The following is a 16,933-nucleotide window of genomic DNA, read 5'->3' as shown; positions in this document are numbered from 1 at the left end:
AGCTCGGATCTAATGGGGAATCCGGGATGGGAGGCTCAAAACCCGCCCTGCTGTCGCTGGGTGACCCGGATTGGGGAGTGGGAGGGGTTATGAGCACCATGCCGTTTTTGGGCAGCATTGTCATCTGTTGCAAGACCCTTTTATCGGGCTGAATTTCGTTATGCTCAAGGTTGATATTTCTTTACGTTTTCCCCTCCATGGCCATTGCGATGCTTAAGAACCAGCCCAAAGGGGCCATCGCGCCTCATGCCCCTACTGTTCCAACTATGCCCGGTGACTATTGGCAGTGGCAGGGCCATTCTATTTACTATGTCAAAGCTGGGGAATCTCGGCGAGATTCCCCGCCCCTGCTGTTGATCCACGGGTTCGGAGCTTCGACGGATCACTGGCGCAAGAATATTCATGAGTTGCAGCGGGACTTTGAGGTGTGGGCTATTGACCTGCTGGGTTTTGGGCGATCGGCGAAGCCCGATCTCACCTACAGCGGTCAGCTTTGGCGGGACCAACTGCATGCTTTTATCCAAGAGAAAATTGGAAAACCTGTGGTGATAGCGGGTAATTCCCTGGGGGGATACGCCAGTTTGTGCGTAGCGGCGGATTATCCCGAGGCTGTAGCCGGGGTGATCTTGCTCAACAGCGCTGGCCCCTTTACTCCAGTGGCGGATGCGCCCAAACCCTCTCCCTTTCAACAGGCGATCGCGGAAACCATTCGCACGGTGATGCTACAACCTGTGCCCAGTTGGCTGCTGTTTCAATACCTGCGCCAGCCCCGCACTATTCGCAAAACTTTGGAAAAGGTGTATGTGGATCGCTCTGCCATCACCGACCAGTTAGTCGCCGATATCCGCCGTCCTGCCAGTGATCCGGGGGCGGTGCAAGTGTTTGCCGCTGTGTTCAAATCTCCCCAGGGCGATACTGTGGACAGCTTGCTCCAGCGTTTGACGGTTCCTCTCTATCTGATTTGGGGGGAGGGCGATCCCTGGATGAAGGCGCGACAGCGCAGTGCCCTGTTTCGCCAGTATTATCCCCAGGCCCAGGAGGTCTTTGTCCAGGCGGGCCACTGTCCCCACGATGAGGTACCGCAGCAGGTGAATGCGTTGATGCGGGAGTGGGTGAGGGGAGTGATGGGGTGATGGGGTGATGGGGTGATGGGGTGATGGGGTGATGGGGTGTTGGCGTTGGCGAAGCCACTCCCTGAGAGTTAGCCTGCCCGGAGGGCTTAGGGGTGATGGGGTGATGGGGGGAGGTGAGAGAGAGTTTTGAGTTTTGAGTTTTGAATTTTGAATTTCCCGTAGGGTGCATTCGCGAAGCAATGCACCGCAGAGATGCCGCGCCCTGATAGCGCGACTCTCTTAATAACCGATAAAGTCTAATGATTGGGGGAAGGGGAGATATTTTGCATAGAATGATCACTTGTCGTTAGTGCAGAGTCCTCCATGACCGTTCGTGTCCGCATTGCCCCTAGCCCTACCGGAAATCTGCACATTGGCACGGCCCGGACCGCTGTCTTTAACTGGTTGTTTGCCCGCCACCATGGGGGAACCTTCATCCTGCGGGTGGAGGATACGGACACGGAGCGATCGCGGCCTGAATTTACCCAAAATATTACTGAGGGGCTGACTTGGCTGGGGCTGACTTGGGATGAGGGACCGTTCTTTCAATCCCAGCGGCTGGACCTGTATCGGCAGGCGATTCAAACCCTTCTAGACCAGGGTTTGGCCTACCGTGCCTATGACACTTCAGAGGAACTGGAGGAAATGCGATCGCGGCAAAAGGCCCAAAACCAGGCTCCCCGCTATGACAATCGCCACCGGAACTTGACGGAGGAGCAGCAGCGGGATTTTGAAGCCGAAGGGCGGCAGGCGGTAATTCGCTTCAAAATCGACGATGGCCGCACGATCCAGTGGACGGATATGGTGCGGGGTCCGATGACTTGGCGGGGCAGCGACTTGGGGGGCGATATGGTGATTGCCCGCGCTTCCTCTGTGGATACCATTGGTCAGCCCCTCTATAACCTGGCGGTGGTGGTGGATGACCTGGATATGGCCATTACCCACGTCATTCGCGGAGAAGACCACATTGCCAATACGGCGAAGCAAATCCTGCTGTATGAAGCCCTGGGGGGCACGGTGCCCGAATTTGCCCATACGCCGCTGATTCTGAACACGTCGGGCCAGAAGCTCTCGAAGCGGGATGGGGTGACCTCAATTTCGGACTTTCAAAAAATGGGGTTCACGGCGGCGGCGCTGGCTAACTACATGACGCTGCTGGGGTGGTCTTCCCCTGATGGGGAAGAGTTGTTCACCCTGGAGACGGCAGCGGCACAGTTCAGCTTTGACCGGGTGAACAAAGCAGGGGCTAAGTTTGATTGGGACAAACTGGACTGGATTAGCAGCCAGTATCTCCATCACCTGCCTACTGAAGCGCTGCTGGATCAGCTCGTGCCCTATTGGCAGGGGGCGGGCTATGGGTTTGATCCCGTGGGCGATCGCCCCTGGCTGACGCTCTTGGCTACCCTGGTGGGTCCCAGTCTGACGCGCTTGGGAGATGCGGTGGATCTGAGCCGCTTTTTCTTCACGGCAACGGTGGACTATGCGGAGGCGGCTAAGGCTCACCTTACTCAGCCCGGTGTAGCTGAGGTGCTGAAGGCCACTCTGGAGGCATTGCCAGAGGCTAACTTAGATTCCCTGGAGGCCGGGAAGACGCTGGTGAATCAGGTGGTCAAGGCCCAGGGCATCAAGAAGGGCTTGATGATGAAGTCTTTACGGGCGGCGCTGATGGGGGATATGCAGGGACCAGACTTGATGGAGTCTTGGCTGATTCTGCACCAGCGGGGCTTTGACCAGGGCCGATTGGAAGCGGCACTTGCGATCGCGCAGAGTTGAGGCCAGTCTCTCGCACTCCAAACCACGCAATCAGCACGCTACGAGCAACAAACTGGAGATGCAGTTTTCTGAGACACCCCAAAGGTTGCCGAATCCTCTAAAACTGCATAAACCTCCCAGTCGGCACCGTTTGGTTCTTTCACCCAAAATTTGTCTTGCAAAGCGTAGCAGCAAGTGGACTGGGTACTAGGCGTCACGGCTAAGTCAGCTTGCTGAAGGCGATCGCTGACTTGTGCAACCTGTTCAGACGACTCCATCTCAATTCCCAGGTGATTTAACTGGCCTGCTGCTTCAGGGTTTTCAATCAGCACCAGCTTCAAGGATGGTTCGGCGATGGCGAAGTTAGCATAGCCGGGACGACGTTTTGCGGGCTCAGTCGCAAACAGCTTGCTGTAGAAATCAACAGCAGAGTCGATATCACTCACGTTGAGAGCCAATTGAACACGGGACATAGTTAGATCCTCTTTATATCGATGAGCGTCAATATTTCAGCTCATCGATATTCTGGCAAACTATATTGACGTGTGTCAATATAAAGGGCATGAAGTTATCTAAACCTGCTGTATCTTGCTGCTCCTCTTTGCTGGCGGGTCGCCTGACGCCCGATGAGGCGACTCATCTCGCTGCGGCTTTTCGCGTCTTAGGCGAACCCGCACGGTTGCAAATGCTAAGTCTGATTGCAGCGCAGCCAAGTGGTGAGGTTTGTGCCTGTGAGTTGGCAGAGCCATTAGGACTGTCGCAACCAACCGTGAGTCATCATCTCAAGGTGATGTATGAGGCAGGTTTACTGGAGCGTGAGCGACGAGGGACATGGATCTACTACCGGATTCTGCCAGAGAAGTTAGCAATGTTACGAGAATCACTCTCGTAAGCCGAAAGCCCGCCTCAGTTTGTAATCTTCTAAGTATCGGCAGGGATGATGTTCGACAGAGGGTATGCAGATGGTCTGAAGCCGGTGCTTGCGATGCCTGAGAAAGAAGTGCCGAATGGAACGAGAGCGGGATAGGCAGTGGAAGAGAAGAAAAGGTGCAATGTTGAGCCAAGGCTGTCTAACCAGCGCTGTCGCACCTTCAGGGTGAAAGTCAATGACTTTATTGGTGAGTACATGTACTTAGCAATTAAAGCCAGTGACTTAGAAGCTAGCAAAAGGGGGAATGGTGCCGAACTCAATTCAAGTTCTTCTGCTAGTTGCTACAACACTTTATCAAGCGATCGCTAGCTGGCTAGAAGATCGACAATCGCCGCCTGGTCAATTGATTGATGTGGGTCAATGTCGGCTACATCTTTACATTGCAGGGGAAGGCAGTCCAACTATTGTCTTAGACCATAGTTTAGGGGGATTAGAAGGCTATTTTCTAATTGAAGAATTGTCAAAATTAGCACGAGTATGTATCTATGATCGAGCTGGATATGGATGGAGCGATCACAGTCCACATCCTCGAAGTAGCCATCAAATTGTGAAGGAGTTAGATACTCTACTGGTTCAAGCGGAGATCGAACCACCCTACATTTTGGTGGGCAATTCGTTTGGCAGCTACAATGTACGGCTGTATGCTTACCTGTTTCCTGAAAAAGTTGTGGGTATTGTACTCACCGATGGGCTACATGAGACGGGAATGCTCAAGATGCCTATGCCGCTACAAGCTTTAAAGCTCTTTTTTATCTCAGGTTTTTTGATGTCTATTCTAGGCTCAATACTTGGGATTATCCGATTACTCAGAGTCGTCGGAGTATTTGAGTTGCTAAAGCCTGAACTACGCCACTTTTCTCAAGATTCTCTCAATTGGGTAAAACGGTCTTTCTGTCGCTCCAAACACTGGATCACCATGAGCCGAGAGATGATGAATTTAGGCAAAAGTGCGCGCCAGGTTAGTATAGCCAAGCAGTTGGGTACGGTGCCTATCGTTAGCATTAAATCTGGTTCATTCTTCAAACCTTCTCTTTGGACTACCGTTATCCCTCTGAACGGCGTTAATCGGTTGCGGGAGAAGATGCACGTAGAGTTATGTAAGTTATCGACGAATTGTCTTCAAGTTGAGGCGAGTGAAAGTGGTCATTTCGTCTGGATAGATCAACCCGATATTATTGTGGATGCTGTGAGCACTGTACTCAATAAAATCAATTCTTCTCGCTAGTCAAGCCTAAATTTGCAGGTTGGGTGCAGCGCTAGCGGAACCCAACATAGCCCACCGCTGTTGGGTGACCCTTCGTTTCACCCAACCTACACAAACTGAGGCAGTCGCCGTCGGGGCTAAAGCCGTAAGCTCATCTCATCAAAAGTTATCGACGTAAATTTGGCTAAGGTGCTTTCTTGAAAAACAATGACAGGACGAGTTCCAGCTTGCTCAGAGCCTTGCGTGGGATTCAAGTTAGCTAGCCAAACCTCTCCACGGTTAAAGCTCATGCCTGATCCTCTTGCTCTAGCTGATTAACGTAGTCAGGCAATCCAGCTTCGGCAAGCTGATGATCTGCTTCGGCAAACTCTTGATAGAGATGAGCAAACTGAGCCAGGTCTGGGCTTGCTTGTTGAAACCGACTACGAAATTTGAGAAAGGCGATGTACTCAGCCAGTTGAGATAGCTGAGCATTATCAAGATGGTCAATTTCCTGCTTGATGGTTTCTCTAGTAACTTGCATAAACCATTCTCCTGATCATGCTCGTGTATTTGATTGGGTCGGATCCCACGGCCCCACGACAGCTTCGCCGTTTTTCTCTTTGGCGGCCAGTGCTCTGTCAACCCTAAATTTGTAGGTTGGGTGGCGCGATAGCAGAACCCAACATAGCCCAGTGCTGTTGGGTTCCACTCCGTTTCACCCAACCCACACAAACTTTAGAGTGAGTCATTCAAAATTTACTTTGCCAAATTTCTATTCAATAATCTCATCGTAGTCGCTTAATTCTTGCCCTGAAGGTGCTTTTCTAGCCTGTTTAACTTGCGCGAAAATCTCGTCTGGCGTGAGTTGATCAAGCCATTGATGACGTTCTTCTGTGTAATCTCCCGATCCGGGTTCAAATTGTCGAATAAATCGGATCATGCCATCAAAGCCTAATGCCTCTATCAAGGCTTGTTTTCCAGCACGATTGAGTTCTAGAGGGGATAGGATGGGCATCATTCTTCTTCTCCACTTTGATTGACATCAATAAACCAGTTGGCTGGGTTTCTAACCATCACGTTGAGCAGATTACTTAGCCTGAAGGCGCGTTTAAGCAGGCGATCATCTGTGGTGAGAAAGATATCCGCTTCAGCGGCTTCAGCACAGGCTAGATGAGTGGCATCAAACGGCTTGAAGCCAAGCGTTATCAGTTCTCTGACCCTGTTTTCGATCACCTCATCTAGCATCACCTTGGTCTCACAAATTTCGAGTGCAGATTGAAGCTGAAGGCGGCGCTCCGCATCTTTATCTTGAGCAATTTCAGCTTCGATCGCCTCGCTGTTGATCAGAGACCATTCCCTTAACCGACACTTTCGGTAAATCAAGAGTACCGCTTCGGCTTCTAAACGAATGCGCTCTTGTAGTGAATTGTCCAACGGACGATTCAGGCAGCAAACGTCAAGGTAGATTCGGTAAACGGTATTCATACATTAACCTGGACAGTCTGGTAGATAGCGATTAGGAAGGACGCTTGAAGGGCGTTCGGGGTGGGGCGGTCTGACCCATGAGGTTGAGTTCTTCGGGGGTGAGGCCGTAGGCTTGGTTGACGAGGTCGTAGATGTCGAGGGGGTGCATCCCACTTTTGCAAATGTCATTCTGAATGTAGCGATAGCGAAGTGAAGAATCCCGATCTTGCGCGAGGACTGAGATCCTTCGCTACACTCCGTTCCGTTACTCCTTCGGAGTCGCTCCGCGAACAGGATGACAAAAGTGGGATGCACTCCAGTTAAGTGATCACAGTTAAGCAATTTGAGCAATGGGTTTGCCAAGATCGTAAAGAAATTCAGGGGCAAAGTCGGCACCGTTAGGCCACTCAATCGTGTTCGTTTCAGAGTTAAGGAAGACCTGCTTAAATATCTGCACGTCTTTTAATGGTTCAAAGATTTCTCCATGGAGTTCTTCGGATAGGTCAACATCTTCAGTCACTTGATTGCTGAAGGTCAGCCTCAGTTTGTAATCTTTTAAGTATTGGCCAGCTTCGACATGCAGAAACATTTTTGACTCCTTTTACTGTAAAGGCTGAATTGGATTAAGAGGCTGGCGCTGTCTGGCACGTTCCCAATCTTCCATGAGTGCTGATTGATGCAAATCTAACCACTCCAGCACCATTCTGAGAGCACGTTTTGACATTCTCCCTTCAACTGTGCCGCTTTCAATTTCCACGATAATTTCTTGGTCTTGATAACGGGCATGAAAGTGGGGTGGTTGATGGTCGTTGTAGTTCATGAAAATTACGATTCCATAAAATCGGCTGATGGTAGGCATCTTGCTAGTCCTCTGATACCGTGGTCGGATCCCAGGGGCCGATGACGAGTTCGCCGCGTTGTTCTTTGGCGGCTAGCTCTAGGTTGAGGGTGAGGAGTTTTTCGAGGAGGTCGTCGTTGGGGCTGAAGCTGTAGGCTTGCAGGACGAGGGCATCGAGCTGTTTGTGGAGTTTGTGGAGTTGGCTGGCGGGCTCGTGGAAGTAGGCGTTGTAGAGTTTGGTGATGCCCCACTGTTTTTGCTGCATTTGGTCGCTGCGGTACTGGTGCAGCTCTAGGGCTTTGGCGCGGATGGCTTGGACAATGCCCTCATCCCCAGCCCTTCTCCCACGGGGAGAAGGGGGCCGGAACTGATTCTCCTCTTCTGCGAGAGAGGGGCTAGCGGTGAGGGGCTGCGGAAAGGGAAAGGTTTCAAAGCAGGTGTTGTGGGTGTAGGCTATTCTGTCTTCCAGGGTTGATTTCTGCGCGTGCATCCATGTGCGATGAACATCAGAAGTCAATATGCCGAACACGTAAAAGTCATCGGTTCCAACAACAACAGATTTATCGCCAGGTAGCCATTCTGTAGGAAAGGGGATAAAAATTGCCCACTTTGACACACGGGGAATAGCAAAGCATTGCTGGAGTGGAGCAAGTATAGCTCTCATGGCGGGACGTTTCTCTCCATATTTCCACCATTTAATGCGTGTTGTTTCTCTTCTATTTTTATCTCGCTCAGGCTTTACAGTATTCTTGACATGAGCAAATGACAATTCATAATTACTAGCTTCTTCAATGCTCATATCATTGAAATCAATAATCCATCTGTCAGGCAGTCCATTGGGTTCTTTGGCTAAATTCGCACCCATTGAAAAGCGTTTGAGGACTTCTTGATTTCTCGGATCTGCTTGGATCCATGCGTTTACTTGGTCTTCAGTAATTAGAAAGCCTTTGCCTACCGGAATAATGCCTTGAAAGCACCAGTTACGGTTGGTCGTTAGACGAACCGCTTGGGAAACGTCAGTTTCGGAGGTGAGGGCGGAGGTGATGAAGGGGACGGGTTGGTTGTTGAGGTAGCACTGGCCCTCATCCCCAGCCCTTCTCCCACGGGGAGAAGGGGGCCGGATCTGATTCCCCTCTCCTGGGGGAGAGGGGCTAGGGGTGAGGGCTCCTCCTGGGGGAGAGGGGCTAGGGGTGGGGGCTCCTCCTGGGGGAAAGGGGCTAGGGGTGAGGGCATCGGGTTTTACAGTTACCAGAATTGTGGCTAAAACCGTTTCCAGATCATCGAGGATTGCTTCGTTTTTGAACCTTAATATCCTAAAGCCATTGGCGATCATCCACTCGTCTCGATCTTGATCGCGTTCGACTTGAGTGTTGTGAACTTCCCCGTCCACCTCAACAACTAAACATGCTTCATGGCAGTAAAAGTCAGCGATAAATTGACCGATGTTATGTTGACGACGGAACTTTAAGCCTCCCAATCGACGACTGCGAAGACACTGCCACAAAATCTCCTCCGCAGGTGTCTGAATCTTCCTCAGTTCTCTTGCCTTAAGCAGTAATGTTTCGGGAACTTGTCGCCGAATCCCTGCCAACCTCGAAATATCCGATGCTTCCTCCACGCTCTTATTCCCATTCTCCCCATTCTCCTCGTTCTTGTCCCCCTTCTCCCCGTGGGAGAAGGGGCTAGGGGATGAGGGCCTATCGTAACCGGAAGAACGATGGGAAATAGAGCTTTTATCATCCCCTGCATTCTTGTTCCCCTTCTCCCCATTCTTGTCCCCCTTCTCCCCGTGGGAGAAGGGGCTAGGGGATGAGGGCTTTTGCCAGTTCACAATGCTCACATGAACATTCGCCTCCCCCGACCAAGGCTGAGACGAAATCGCCTCATGAATGACTCCATCGTTTTGAGTAACGTAATCGAGGGCAGCCGCTCTAGATTTTCCTTGGCTTACTGAATTAGTGCCAACTAACCCAGCTCTACCATTGTCGCCAAGATGATCATGGGCAAGGCGAAACCAGTATGAGCAGAAGTCAACAGAATCTTTGACATCGGGAAATTGCTTGAAAACCCGATCAATGTATTCATCGCCGATCGCGATTCGCATGTGCTTCCCACCCAAAAATGGTGGATTCCCAATAATCGCATCCGCCTGCGGCCATTCCGTAAACAGCGCATCAGCACAGACAATATTTTGATCCAACGTATCCAGCGGCAACGCAGGCTCAAACAACCCCAAACGGTCGATCGCGACCTTGCGGGCAATCATCAGCGTTACCCGCGCCAACTCCACCGCAAACGGATTGTTATCCAACCCAAAAAACTGTAGCGGTGTGACATAGCCCATCTGCATTTGCAGATTTTCACCCCGCCGCCGCTCCGCCATCTTGTCCAGCAGATCTTGCTCAATCTGCTTAATTTCCTGATAGGCAATGTAAAGGAAATTTCCCGATCCGCAGGCTGGGTCTAGCACTCGATAGGTTCGCAACTCCGCCTGTAGCGCCTCAAGCTGCTTAATCGTGTTGGCCTCGTCAATGCGCTCCTCCCAATAGCGAGAAATGGTGGGGCGCACGATTTTCATGATGTCCGCCTCCGCCGTGTAGTGAATGCCGTGGGCGTGGCGTTGATTTTGATCAATCGCTGACTCAAAAATGTTGCCAAAGATGGCGGGGCGCACCTTGCTCCAGTCCTCCAGGGCAGAGACCTCCAGAAACTTGAGTTCCGGCGGTGTCAACTCCAGCGGATAAATTTCTGAAAACAGTCCCCCGTTGAAATAGTCCACCCCCCGGTAACGCCCCGCTGGGGTGATGCCCGGTGCATTCATCTCCCGGAATAGGCCGCCCAGCACATCGTAGGCACTCTCGCCCCCGAGGCAGTCCTGCACTGACTGCACAAATAAACTGTCAGGCAGCAGGTTGCGATCTTCTGCAAACATGGCGAGGACGCATTGCAGCACAAAGCGCTGGGCTACAAGTTCGGCGGTTTGCCCCTCACCCCTAGAGCCCTCACCCCTAGCCCCTCTCCCGCTGGGAGAGGGGGATCGGAAAGTTCCTTCTCCTTGGGGAGAAGGGGTTGGGGATGAGGGTAAACCCTGACGGCGCAGCCGTTCCGACAGCATTTGAAACAGTTCTCCCATGCGGCCAGCGGCCTTTTCGGTCACCTCCACCTGGTTGTTGCCAAACACCGACTTGCGTTCCGTCACCTCCATAAAGCCAAAGGTGCTGACGCGATCGGGCAGAGCCGCTAGGGATACCTGGTCGATGGGGGTGTCGATTTGGGTGTCAAAGTCGTAGATCCAAAACTGATCAAAATTGCACAGCATCACATAGCGGGGCCGATTGGGCACCGCCCGCTGCCAATAGTCAAACGCTTGGGAATAGTGCTTGCTGAGGTCTGCCCCTCGCTTTTTCATCTCAATCAAGACGCGGGGCTTCCACACCAGGTCAGCGAAGCCCGTGCGGCCCTTCTTGCTGCCCTTCTCGATGCGCTTTTCGTAAACCGCCCCCGCCTCGATCGCCCCCTCGTGGCCAAAGGCCCGAAAGAACTTGTCGAGAAAAACTTGGGCTTCGCCTTTTTCGTCGCCGGTCAAATGCTCAGCCACAAAGTTGACGAAGGTGTGCAGCCGCTCCGCAGTGGTCGCCATGGGTTACACCATCGAGATATGTCCCAGCCTACCTGCTCGCCCCCAACCTAGTGCTCTGCGGCGGAAATACTTTGACCGTTCCATCGTGGTACACCTCGGTCCCTCACCCTAGCCCTCTCCCACGGGGAGAGGGGACCAGAAAATGTTGGGCTGGTGCAGCAGAATCGTAAGCCCATTTCCACCAAGTAGTACTTGTGCTCTACGGCGGAAATACTCTGACCGTTCCATCGTGGCACACCTCGGCCCCTCACCCTAGCCCTCTCCCACGGGGAGAGGGGACCGGAAAATGTTGGGCTGGTGCAGCAGAATCGTAAGCCTATTTCCACCAAGAATTACTAGTCTGGCGATCTAGGCTGGAAAAGGCTTCACAATGTCCAGCTTTTGAAACAAAACTTTGCGGGAATCTGAAATTTTTGTTAACTTGCAAGAACATGGCAGGGGCCATGGTACTTGCTCTCCTCACCACCACCACCATGCTTTTTGGACTCCTGTCTTCCCCGAAATCCATGCGGCCTGAGTCGCGTATCTATGACCTAAAGGCCCGCCTAGACTGGGGCCAACCAGCATTGACCATCATCGATCTGCGTAGCCGTGAACGCTTTAATGAGAGCCATGTGACCGGGGCGATTTCCCTGCCCATGGCGGAGGCGGTGAACCGCATTCTCACTAGCCTAGAATTTGAGCGCGATCTCTATGTCTATGCTGACACCGATGAGGAGGCGACGGTGATGGCGGACCAACTGCGGCAGGCGGGCTATCAGCGGGTTTCGGTGCTGCGGGGTGGTACGCCGGCTTGGAAGGCGGCGGGGTTTCCTATTGAAAGCGCGATCGCACTTTCACAGTAATTTCCCATCTATCGTGGTACACTCCGGCCCCTCACCCTAGCCCTCTCCCACGGGGAGAGGGGATCAGAAAAGGGTGGGCTGGTGCGACAGAATAGTAAGCCTATTGCAGGCTAGGGTTCTAGGGCCAGAAGCGGAGAGTTGCGATCGCAGTCGTGAGCACCGGATCTGTGGCGGGGCCAGATAGGGTCAGGAGAGACTGGCCATCCGGGGTGAGGAACGACACATTGAGAAACTGGACCCGATGGATTTCGTGGCGGTACTCATAGCGCAGGGCGGGCTGACCCGCTAGCTCCACCGCCTCAAATTGGGGATTGTAGTAATCCACCCAGGGTCGCCGCCGTCGCACCAAATCCACCAAACTCAAGGTCGAGTTTGGTGGCACCGTATAGGTTTCTAAAACCGGGTGCAGGGGCACGCGACCGTAACGGCCACTGCGAACCAAGCACTGAATAAACTCAAAGCTGACCGGATCGTGAAAGGTGATGCTACCGCCCGTTCGTAGCATGGCCCGGTAGTTAGCGGGGATATCTAGGGTCAGCCCATAGCGATCGCTACTAAATTCCCGAGAATCAGGGCTAGGGGCGGCGGGGGTTCCCGCACGGCAGGCCCAGGCGGGGGCAGTCCCCAAAAGGATAGCGCTGCCCAGGATTCCGGCGGCACCGCTCCACCATCGATGGCTCCAGAACTGTCCCATAGCAATGCTCCAAAGGGGTCTCTACGCGAATTGGAAGGTTACGGAGAATCGAGCCCGTTGACTGCTGGCTGAGCGGAGTCGTTCGCAAAGCGTCTCCCGAAGGGAGAAAGCTAGCCACGCCACCGGGGTCCTGCCGTTCCCTAGCCCCTCTGGGGCGGCAAAGCCAACGACTCCGCTCAGGGAACTGGGTGTCTGTATGGAAACAACTACGTGGCAGGTTTTTCAACTCGTTTCAAGACATAACCTTCCAAGTCGTGTCTCTAACAGAATAACGAGGGCGACCCTACAATGAAACCTCATCTGAGCAACCTCATCTGGATAACCACAGATTGGGGAAATTGAGGGGCTGAGTCATGTTTGAAGCGGTGGAACTGGGGCATCGGGTTAAAAAGAAGGACTATAACGCCGCCATCGATCCCCTGCGGGTGGAGCTTGTAAATGCCCAGTACGAGCTACGGGAGGCCCCCTTGTCTCTCTTGATTGTGCTGATGGGGGACGATCGCCAGTCCTGCAATGAGGTGATCAACCATCTGGGGGAATGGATGGATGGCCGCTATATCCACAACCATTTTTTTGGGGAGCCCAGGGATGAAGAACTGGAACGGCCCCGCTTCTGGCGATACTGGAATCGTCTCCCCCGCACTGGCATGACTGGGGTATTTGTGGGGGCTTGGGCCTTAAGTGCGATCGCAGATCGCCTGCGGGGAGATATCACCGACGACGCCTTTCGCCGTCGCTGTCACCACATCTATCGCTTTGAAAACATGCTGGCCAATGATGGGGTGATTCTGCTGAAATTTTGGTTTCACCAGTCCAAATCGGACTTTAAGCAGAGACTCAAGGCAGCCAAACAGCACCCCGAAACCGCATGGCGCATTGATGAGGCAGACTGGCAGGTCTACGAGCAATATGACGACTTTGTTCAATTGTCAGAGCAATACATCCGCCTCACCAGCAGCGGCGCAACCCCCTGGACCCTAGTGGAAACCGCCGATGCCCGCTACCGCAATCTAATGGTGGCCGAAACCATACTCAAGGCCCTAAAGACTCGCCTTGCCCCTCCGCCCCCCGCCTGTGATCCCGAGCCCATCGTCGCCCCCTACATCACCCCCAGCGATCGCAGCATCCTCGACACCCTCGACATGGATGGCGACTCTGACTGGGGCAGCTACCGGGAAAAACTAGAAAAATATCAGGCTCGCCTCAACCACCTCACCCGCCAAGCCCGCCGGGCGGGGGTCAGCAGCGTTCTCGTCTTTGAGGGCTGGGATGCAGCGGGCAAGGGAGGCGTCATCCGTCGCCTGACCCAGGCCATGGATGCCCAGGATTACCGGGTGCTACCCATTGGCGTCCCCACCGACGAAGAAAACGCCCACCACTATCTCTGGCGCTTTTGGCAACAGTTACCCCGCCAAGGGCGGGTGGTAGTCTTCGATCGCAGTTGGTATGGACGGGTCTTAGTGGAGCGGGTAGAGGGCTTTGCCCAGCCCCAGGAATGGACCTGGGCCTACAGCGAAATCAATGACTTTGAGGCCCAACTGCGGGAACATGGCACTGTGATTCTCAAGTTTTGGCTCCATATTGACCCCGACGAGCAGCTTCGCCGCTTCGAGGCGCGGGAGCAAACCCCCTACAAAAAGTACAAAATCACCACGGACGATTATCGCAACCGCGATCGCTGGGATGACTACGCCCTGGCGGTCACAGATATGGTCAGCCGCACCAGTACCGACTACGCCCCCTGGCACCTAGTCCCCGCCAATGACAAACGCCGCGCCCGCATCCAGGTGATCAAAACCTTCTGCAAAGCCCTCCAAGCCAAGCTTTAGCCCTCGTTATCGCCCACCAATGGCCTACCACTTATGCATCCGTTAGATGCGCGACTCGAAGTTGTTCGGGGAAGTTGGAAAGGGCTCCGAAATCCCTTCCCTGTTCGTGTTCAGGCAGAGTCCGCCTTGGAATGTCCAAATAGTCGTAGCGTGGGTTGAGCCCTGCGAAACCCACAAAGACGGGCCTCTGTCATAGTTTCGGGCACCTTCATCCACTTGCTGGATAGTTCAAACAAACTATACACTCTAAAGCCTTGTCCCACAAAGGTTACGGATTACTGAGGAGAAGGCTTGCTCAGTCGGAGTGGCTGAAACGATGATTAACGCCCGAAGACGCTTGCTCAAAGTTCATGCAGGATCGCTATAGTTGCCAAGGGTGCAGCAGCTAAAGGTTCTGATTTGCTAGTATTGACAAAAATCTACCAATGGTAGATTTGCTCTCTTAAACAACGACGTATGACCTCAGAAATCCAACTACAAGCCTCTTCAGTAGAACTTGCTAAAACGCTGGATTCACTATCTACAAGTCTGTCTACATACCTTGGATATCTTGGTTTGCCAACAGATTCGGTTTTGGTTGAGCTTGATGAGCGCCGAAAGGTCATTAATAATATGCCCTACATTATGCCTGCCCTTACAGAAGGACAGCGTAATAGTGCAATGTACATCTCCAAGTTCTCGGCAGCCTGCGTTGTAGGACTTTTTGATGCAGCTCTAAATTATCTTTGGGACGAGACAATTCGAAATCTCCGACTAAAAGTCGTTCAGTTTGATCTAGATTATTTTTATGACACTGCAATAACAGACGCGAATCAGCGCTCTAGATTTAGAGATGAAAGTGACCTGGAAAAGCTAGACGACTGGGTACTCGTCAGAGGTTGTCGGGAAACAGGAATTATTAGTGATATTGGATATCGGCATTTAGATTACATTCGCGATATGCGGAACCATGCTAGTGCTGCTCATCCCAATCACAACGAGTTGACGGGCTTGCAATTGGCATCGTGGCTAGAAACTTGCATAAAAGAGGTTCTTGGAAAGGAGCCTGAAGGTGCAGCTATAGAAGTAAAGCGGCTTCTACGAAGTGTACGAGAGGAAATTCTTTCTGGAACTGACGTACCTCCTATTGCAGAAGCGATTGTACGGTTACCTGAAGATCTAGCCCATTCTCTCTTGAGAACAGCGTTTGGAATGTATACCGATCCTAGATTAGACGCAAATATCCGAAATAATATTCGATTCCTTGCATATGAAGTGTGGGAAGTTTGCTCAGAGGATGCAAAATACGATATTGGCTTAAGGCATGGCTCATTTTCAGCTAATGGAGAGGTTTCCAGAGCAAATTTAGCTCGTGATTTCCTCACAATTGTAAATGGATTAGCTTATTTACCAGGCAACACTATTGCCATTGAGATAATTTCTGCCTTGGATGCTTTATTAGCTGCCCATAATGGTTGGAATAACTTCTACAATGAACCACCTCTCGCAAGATTACTTCAATCTTTTGTTCCGGCAAGCGGCAATATTCCAGGTAACGTCTCAGGGAAATATGTCAAGATCTTAACCATGTGTCATATTGGCAATTGTTATGGAGTTTCATCTGGTGCAGAGCCAATTTATAGTATGCTGATCAATCGTTGGCAAGACAGTCAGATATCTCAGTTTATTAACCTAACTCGTGATTCGGAGATTGCCTCACGCCTTCAATTTCCATCCTGTCAAACACGTTGCCAGAGACTTGCAAGCCGATTAGTTGACCAAGCTACCCATCCCAATGTGAAACTAGCCTTAGAATTTATTGGAAATTTTCCGACTGAAAAGCTAGATAGAATCGGCAATAGCTCTCGTTTTCAAACTATTTTGAAAACTGTGAAGCGGTAAATAGGTTTGTTGATCTTCAAACAAACTTTTGAGCGTCAGCAATCTAGCATTTCACGATAATGGGCTGGGCGCTTAAGATGGAAAAATAAACCTGGCTGGACCGGAGTGCTTGAAATGGTTTCCTTAGAATTAATCTCGACATTGAGAGAACTGAGCCGTTCAGACAAGTTCTATATCATGCAGATTCTGATCTCGGAACTGGCCCAGCAGGAAACGGATCTAATTAAACCTAACCAGTCGTACCCAGTATGGTCGCCTTATGATGCAGTTGAGGCAGCAGATACGATGTTGAAATTTCTACAGGCTGCCAAGACTCGAGACCATGCGTAACGCTGAACGATATCCATTTGTCTCTAGTGATACAGCATTAGGCGAAGCCAGTTTTCGCCCGTACTTGCCATTTGCCCTGGTTCACCAGCAAGTATCCATCATATCATCAGCTTTGTTGGATACTGGAGCAAGTGTGAATGTACTGCCATATTCGATAGGAGTTGAACTTGGGTACGAATGGGATCGGCAAACAACAGCACTGAGTTTGACAGGGAATTTGGCTCAGTACGAGGCGCGTGTCGTGCTTGCTCAAGCTGTCGTTGGGCAGTTTGAGGCTGTACAACTAGTATTTGCTTGGACACAAGCTACCAATGTGCCGCTCATATTAGGGCAGGTGAACTTTTTCATGGAGTTTGATGTGTGTTTTTACCGTTCACAACTAGAGTTTGCAGTTAGCCCAAAACCTGCTGCCTCAGAGTAATCTAGTTGTC

The 16,933-nt window shown here is 51.9% G+C and carries 17 protein-coding genes; 8 read left to right on the top strand and 9 right to left on the bottom strand.

What is annotated here, in order from left to right; genetic code table 11:
- The first annotated feature begins 197 nt into the window (after positions 1-197).
- Both LEP6406_RS0217320 and gltX read left to right on the top strand, forming a co-directional pair.
- The gene (locus LEP6406_RS0217320) at positions 198-1,133 is read left to right on the top strand and encodes an alpha/beta fold hydrolase (protein ID WP_008308594.1); all 936 of its coding nucleotides are present in this window, start codon (positions 198-200) and stop codon (positions 1,131-1,133) included.
- A 303-nt stretch (positions 1,134-1,436) separates the two neighbouring features.
- On the top strand, positions 1,437-2,885 hold the full coding sequence (gene gltX, locus LEP6406_RS0217315; RefSeq protein WP_008308592.1) for a glutamate--tRNA ligase: 1,449 nt from the start codon (positions 1,437-1,439) through the stop codon (positions 2,883-2,885).
- A gap of 38 nt (positions 2,886-2,923) precedes the next feature.
- Here gltX and LEP6406_RS0217310 read toward each other — a convergent pair whose 3' ends face one another.
- Positions 2,924-3,337, bottom strand: coding sequence for an ArsI/CadI family heavy metal resistance metalloenzyme (locus LEP6406_RS0217310; RefSeq protein WP_008308591.1), 414 nt, complete (start codon positions 3,335-3,337; stop codon positions 2,924-2,926).
- 89 nt (positions 3,338-3,426) lie between these two features.
- Here LEP6406_RS0217310 and LEP6406_RS31405 point away from each other — a divergent pair, with 89 nt between their 5' ends.
- Together LEP6406_RS31405 and LEP6406_RS0217305 are read left to right on the top strand one after the other, a co-directional pair.
- Positions 3,427-3,756: an ArsR/SmtB family transcription factor gene (locus LEP6406_RS31405; RefSeq protein WP_008308589.1), complete on the top strand. Its 330-nt coding sequence runs from the start codon at positions 3,427-3,429 to the stop codon at positions 3,754-3,756.
- Between the two features lie 283 nt (positions 3,757-4,039).
- On the top strand, positions 4,040-5,020 hold the full coding sequence (locus LEP6406_RS0217305; RefSeq protein WP_008308587.1) for an alpha/beta fold hydrolase: 981 nt from the start codon (positions 4,040-4,042) through the stop codon (positions 5,018-5,020).
- Between the two features lie 116 nt (positions 5,021-5,136).
- On the opposite strand, the gene LEP6406_RS35685 is transcribed toward LEP6406_RS0217305, so the two are convergent.
- The 7 genes from LEP6406_RS35685 to LEP6406_RS35500 form a co-directional block, all read right to left on the bottom strand.
- The gene (locus LEP6406_RS35685; RefSeq protein ID WP_008308585.1) at positions 5,137-5,289 is read right to left on the bottom strand and encodes a type II toxin-antitoxin system PemK/MazF family toxin; all 153 of its coding nucleotides are present in this window, start codon (positions 5,287-5,289) and stop codon (positions 5,137-5,139) included.
- Positions 5,286-5,522 carry a hypothetical protein gene (locus LEP6406_RS0217300; RefSeq protein ID WP_008308584.1) on the bottom strand — a complete coding sequence of 79 codons (237 nt, stop codon included), beginning with the start codon at positions 5,520-5,522 and terminating at the stop codon, positions 5,286-5,288. The genes LEP6406_RS35685 and LEP6406_RS0217300 overlap by 4 nt, the downstream gene beginning before the upstream one ends.
- Positions 5,523-5,753: 231 nt before the next feature.
- Positions 5,754-5,999 carry a hypothetical protein gene (locus tag LEP6406_RS0217295; RefSeq protein ID WP_008308582.1) on the bottom strand — a complete coding sequence of 82 codons (246 nt, stop codon included), beginning with the start codon at positions 5,997-5,999 and terminating at the stop codon, positions 5,754-5,756.
- Complete coding sequence (locus LEP6406_RS0217290; RefSeq protein ID WP_008308580.1) at positions 5,996-6,466, bottom strand: PIN domain-containing protein; 471 nt, start codon at positions 6,464-6,466, stop codon at positions 5,996-5,998. Before LEP6406_RS0217290 ends, LEP6406_RS0217295 begins: the two co-directional genes overlap by 4 nt.
- A 313-nt stretch (positions 6,467-6,779) precedes the next feature.
- On the bottom strand, positions 6,780-7,034 hold the full coding sequence (locus LEP6406_RS0217280) for a DUF2442 domain-containing protein (protein WP_008308577.1): 255 nt from the start codon (positions 7,032-7,034) through the stop codon (positions 6,780-6,782).
- A 12-nt stretch (positions 7,035-7,046) separates the two neighbouring features.
- Positions 7,047-7,304 (bottom strand): DUF4160 domain-containing protein, encoded by a 258-nt coding sequence (locus LEP6406_RS0217275; protein ID WP_008308576.1) that lies wholly within the window; start codon positions 7,302-7,304, stop codon positions 7,047-7,049.
- 4 nt (positions 7,305-7,308) lie between these two features.
- Positions 7,309-10,923 carry a DNA methyltransferase gene (locus tag LEP6406_RS35500; protein WP_008308574.1) on the bottom strand — a complete coding sequence of 1,205 codons (3,615 nt, stop codon included), beginning with the start codon at positions 10,921-10,923 and terminating at the stop codon, positions 7,309-7,311.
- A 443-nt stretch (positions 10,924-11,366) separates the two neighbouring features.
- On the opposite strand from LEP6406_RS35500, the gene LEP6406_RS0217265 reads away from it, so the two are divergent.
- On the top strand, positions 11,367-11,768 hold the full coding sequence (locus LEP6406_RS0217265; protein ID WP_027269220.1) for a rhodanese-like domain-containing protein: 402 nt from the start codon (positions 11,367-11,369) through the stop codon (positions 11,766-11,768).
- A gap of 118 nt (positions 11,769-11,886) precedes the next feature.
- Here the strand turns inward: LEP6406_RS0217265 and LEP6406_RS0217260 are convergent, their stop codons facing one another.
- A complete protein-coding gene (locus tag LEP6406_RS0217260) occupies positions 11,887-12,462 on the bottom strand; it encodes a hypothetical protein (RefSeq protein ID WP_008308370.1) in 576 nt (191 codons plus the stop codon).
- 353 nt (positions 12,463-12,815) lie between these two features.
- On the opposite strand from LEP6406_RS0217260, the gene pap reads away from it, so the two are divergent.
- From pap to LEP6406_RS0217240, 3 genes are all read left to right on the top strand, one after another.
- A complete protein-coding gene (gene pap / locus LEP6406_RS0217255) occupies positions 12,816-14,291 on the top strand; it encodes a polyphosphate:AMP phosphotransferase (RefSeq protein ID WP_008308369.1) in 1,476 nt (491 codons plus the stop codon).
- Between the two features lie 456 nt (positions 14,292-14,747).
- Positions 14,748-16,172 carry a hypothetical protein gene (locus LEP6406_RS0217250; protein ID WP_008308368.1) on the top strand — a complete coding sequence of 475 codons (1,425 nt, stop codon included), beginning with the start codon at positions 14,748-14,750 and terminating at the stop codon, positions 16,170-16,172.
- 322 nt (positions 16,173-16,494) lie between these two features.
- Entirely contained in the window at positions 16,495-16,923 is a 429-nt protein-coding gene (locus LEP6406_RS0217240; RefSeq protein ID WP_008308366.1) for an aspartyl protease family protein, read from the top strand.
- Positions 16,924-16,933: the final 10 nt, after the last annotated feature.

Source organism: Leptolyngbya sp. PCC 6406, assembly GCF_000332095.2.
In the GTDB taxonomy this organism is placed as follows: Bacteria; Cyanobacteriota; Cyanobacteriia; order Phormidesmidales; family Phormidesmidaceae; genus PCC-6406.
This window is presented reverse-complemented; position numbering and strand designations above follow the sequence as displayed.

Excerpts from the sequence above, each read along its gene's own strand:
- LEP6406_RS0217320 (WP_008308594.1), top strand. The coding sequence starts at position 198 with ATGGCCATTGCGATGCTTAAGAACCAGCCCAAAGGGGCCATCGCGCCT.
- gltX (WP_008308592.1), top strand. The coding sequence starts at position 1,437 with ATGACCGTTCGTGTCCGCATTGCCCCTAGCCCTACCGGAAATCTGCAC.
- LEP6406_RS0217310 (WP_008308591.1), bottom strand. The coding sequence starts at position 3,337 with ATGTCCCGTGTTCAATTGGCTCTCAACGTGAGTGATATCGACTCTGCT.
- LEP6406_RS31405 (WP_008308589.1), top strand. The coding sequence starts at position 3,427 with ATGAAGTTATCTAAACCTGCTGTATCTTGCTGCTCCTCTTTGCTGGCG.
- LEP6406_RS0217305 (WP_008308587.1), top strand. The coding sequence starts at position 4,040 with ATGGTGCCGAACTCAATTCAAGTTCTTCTGCTAGTTGCTACAACACTT.
- LEP6406_RS35685 (WP_008308585.1), bottom strand. The coding sequence starts at position 5,289 with ATGAGCTTTAACCGTGGAGAGGTTTGGCTAGCTAACTTGAATCCCACG.
- LEP6406_RS0217300 (WP_008308584.1), bottom strand. The coding sequence starts at position 5,522 with ATGCAAGTTACTAGAGAAACCATCAAGCAGGAAATTGACCATCTTGAT.
- LEP6406_RS0217295 (WP_008308582.1), bottom strand. The coding sequence starts at position 5,999 with ATGATGCCCATCCTATCCCCTCTAGAACTCAATCGTGCTGGAAAACAA.
- LEP6406_RS0217290 (WP_008308580.1), bottom strand. The coding sequence starts at position 6,466 with ATGAATACCGTTTACCGAATCTACCTTGACGTTTGCTGCCTGAATCGT.
- LEP6406_RS0217280 (WP_008308577.1), bottom strand. The coding sequence starts at position 7,034 with ATGTTTCTGCATGTCGAAGCTGGCCAATACTTAAAAGATTACAAACTG.
- LEP6406_RS0217275 (WP_008308576.1), bottom strand. The coding sequence starts at position 7,304 with ATGCCTACCATCAGCCGATTTTATGGAATCGTAATTTTCATGAACTAC.
- LEP6406_RS35500 (WP_008308574.1), bottom strand. The coding sequence starts at position 10,923 with ATGGCGACCACTGCGGAGCGGCTGCACACCTTCGTCAACTTTGTGGCT.
- LEP6406_RS0217265 (WP_027269220.1), top strand. The coding sequence starts at position 11,367 with ATGGTACTTGCTCTCCTCACCACCACCACCATGCTTTTTGGACTCCTG.
- LEP6406_RS0217260 (WP_008308370.1), bottom strand. The coding sequence starts at position 12,462 with ATGGGACAGTTCTGGAGCCATCGATGGTGGAGCGGTGCCGCCGGAATC.
- pap (WP_008308369.1), top strand. The coding sequence starts at position 12,816 with ATGTTTGAAGCGGTGGAACTGGGGCATCGGGTTAAAAAGAAGGACTAT.
- LEP6406_RS0217250 (WP_008308368.1), top strand. The coding sequence starts at position 14,748 with ATGACCTCAGAAATCCAACTACAAGCCTCTTCAGTAGAACTTGCTAAA.
- LEP6406_RS0217240 (WP_008308366.1), top strand. The coding sequence starts at position 16,495 with ATGCGTAACGCTGAACGATATCCATTTGTCTCTAGTGATACAGCATTA.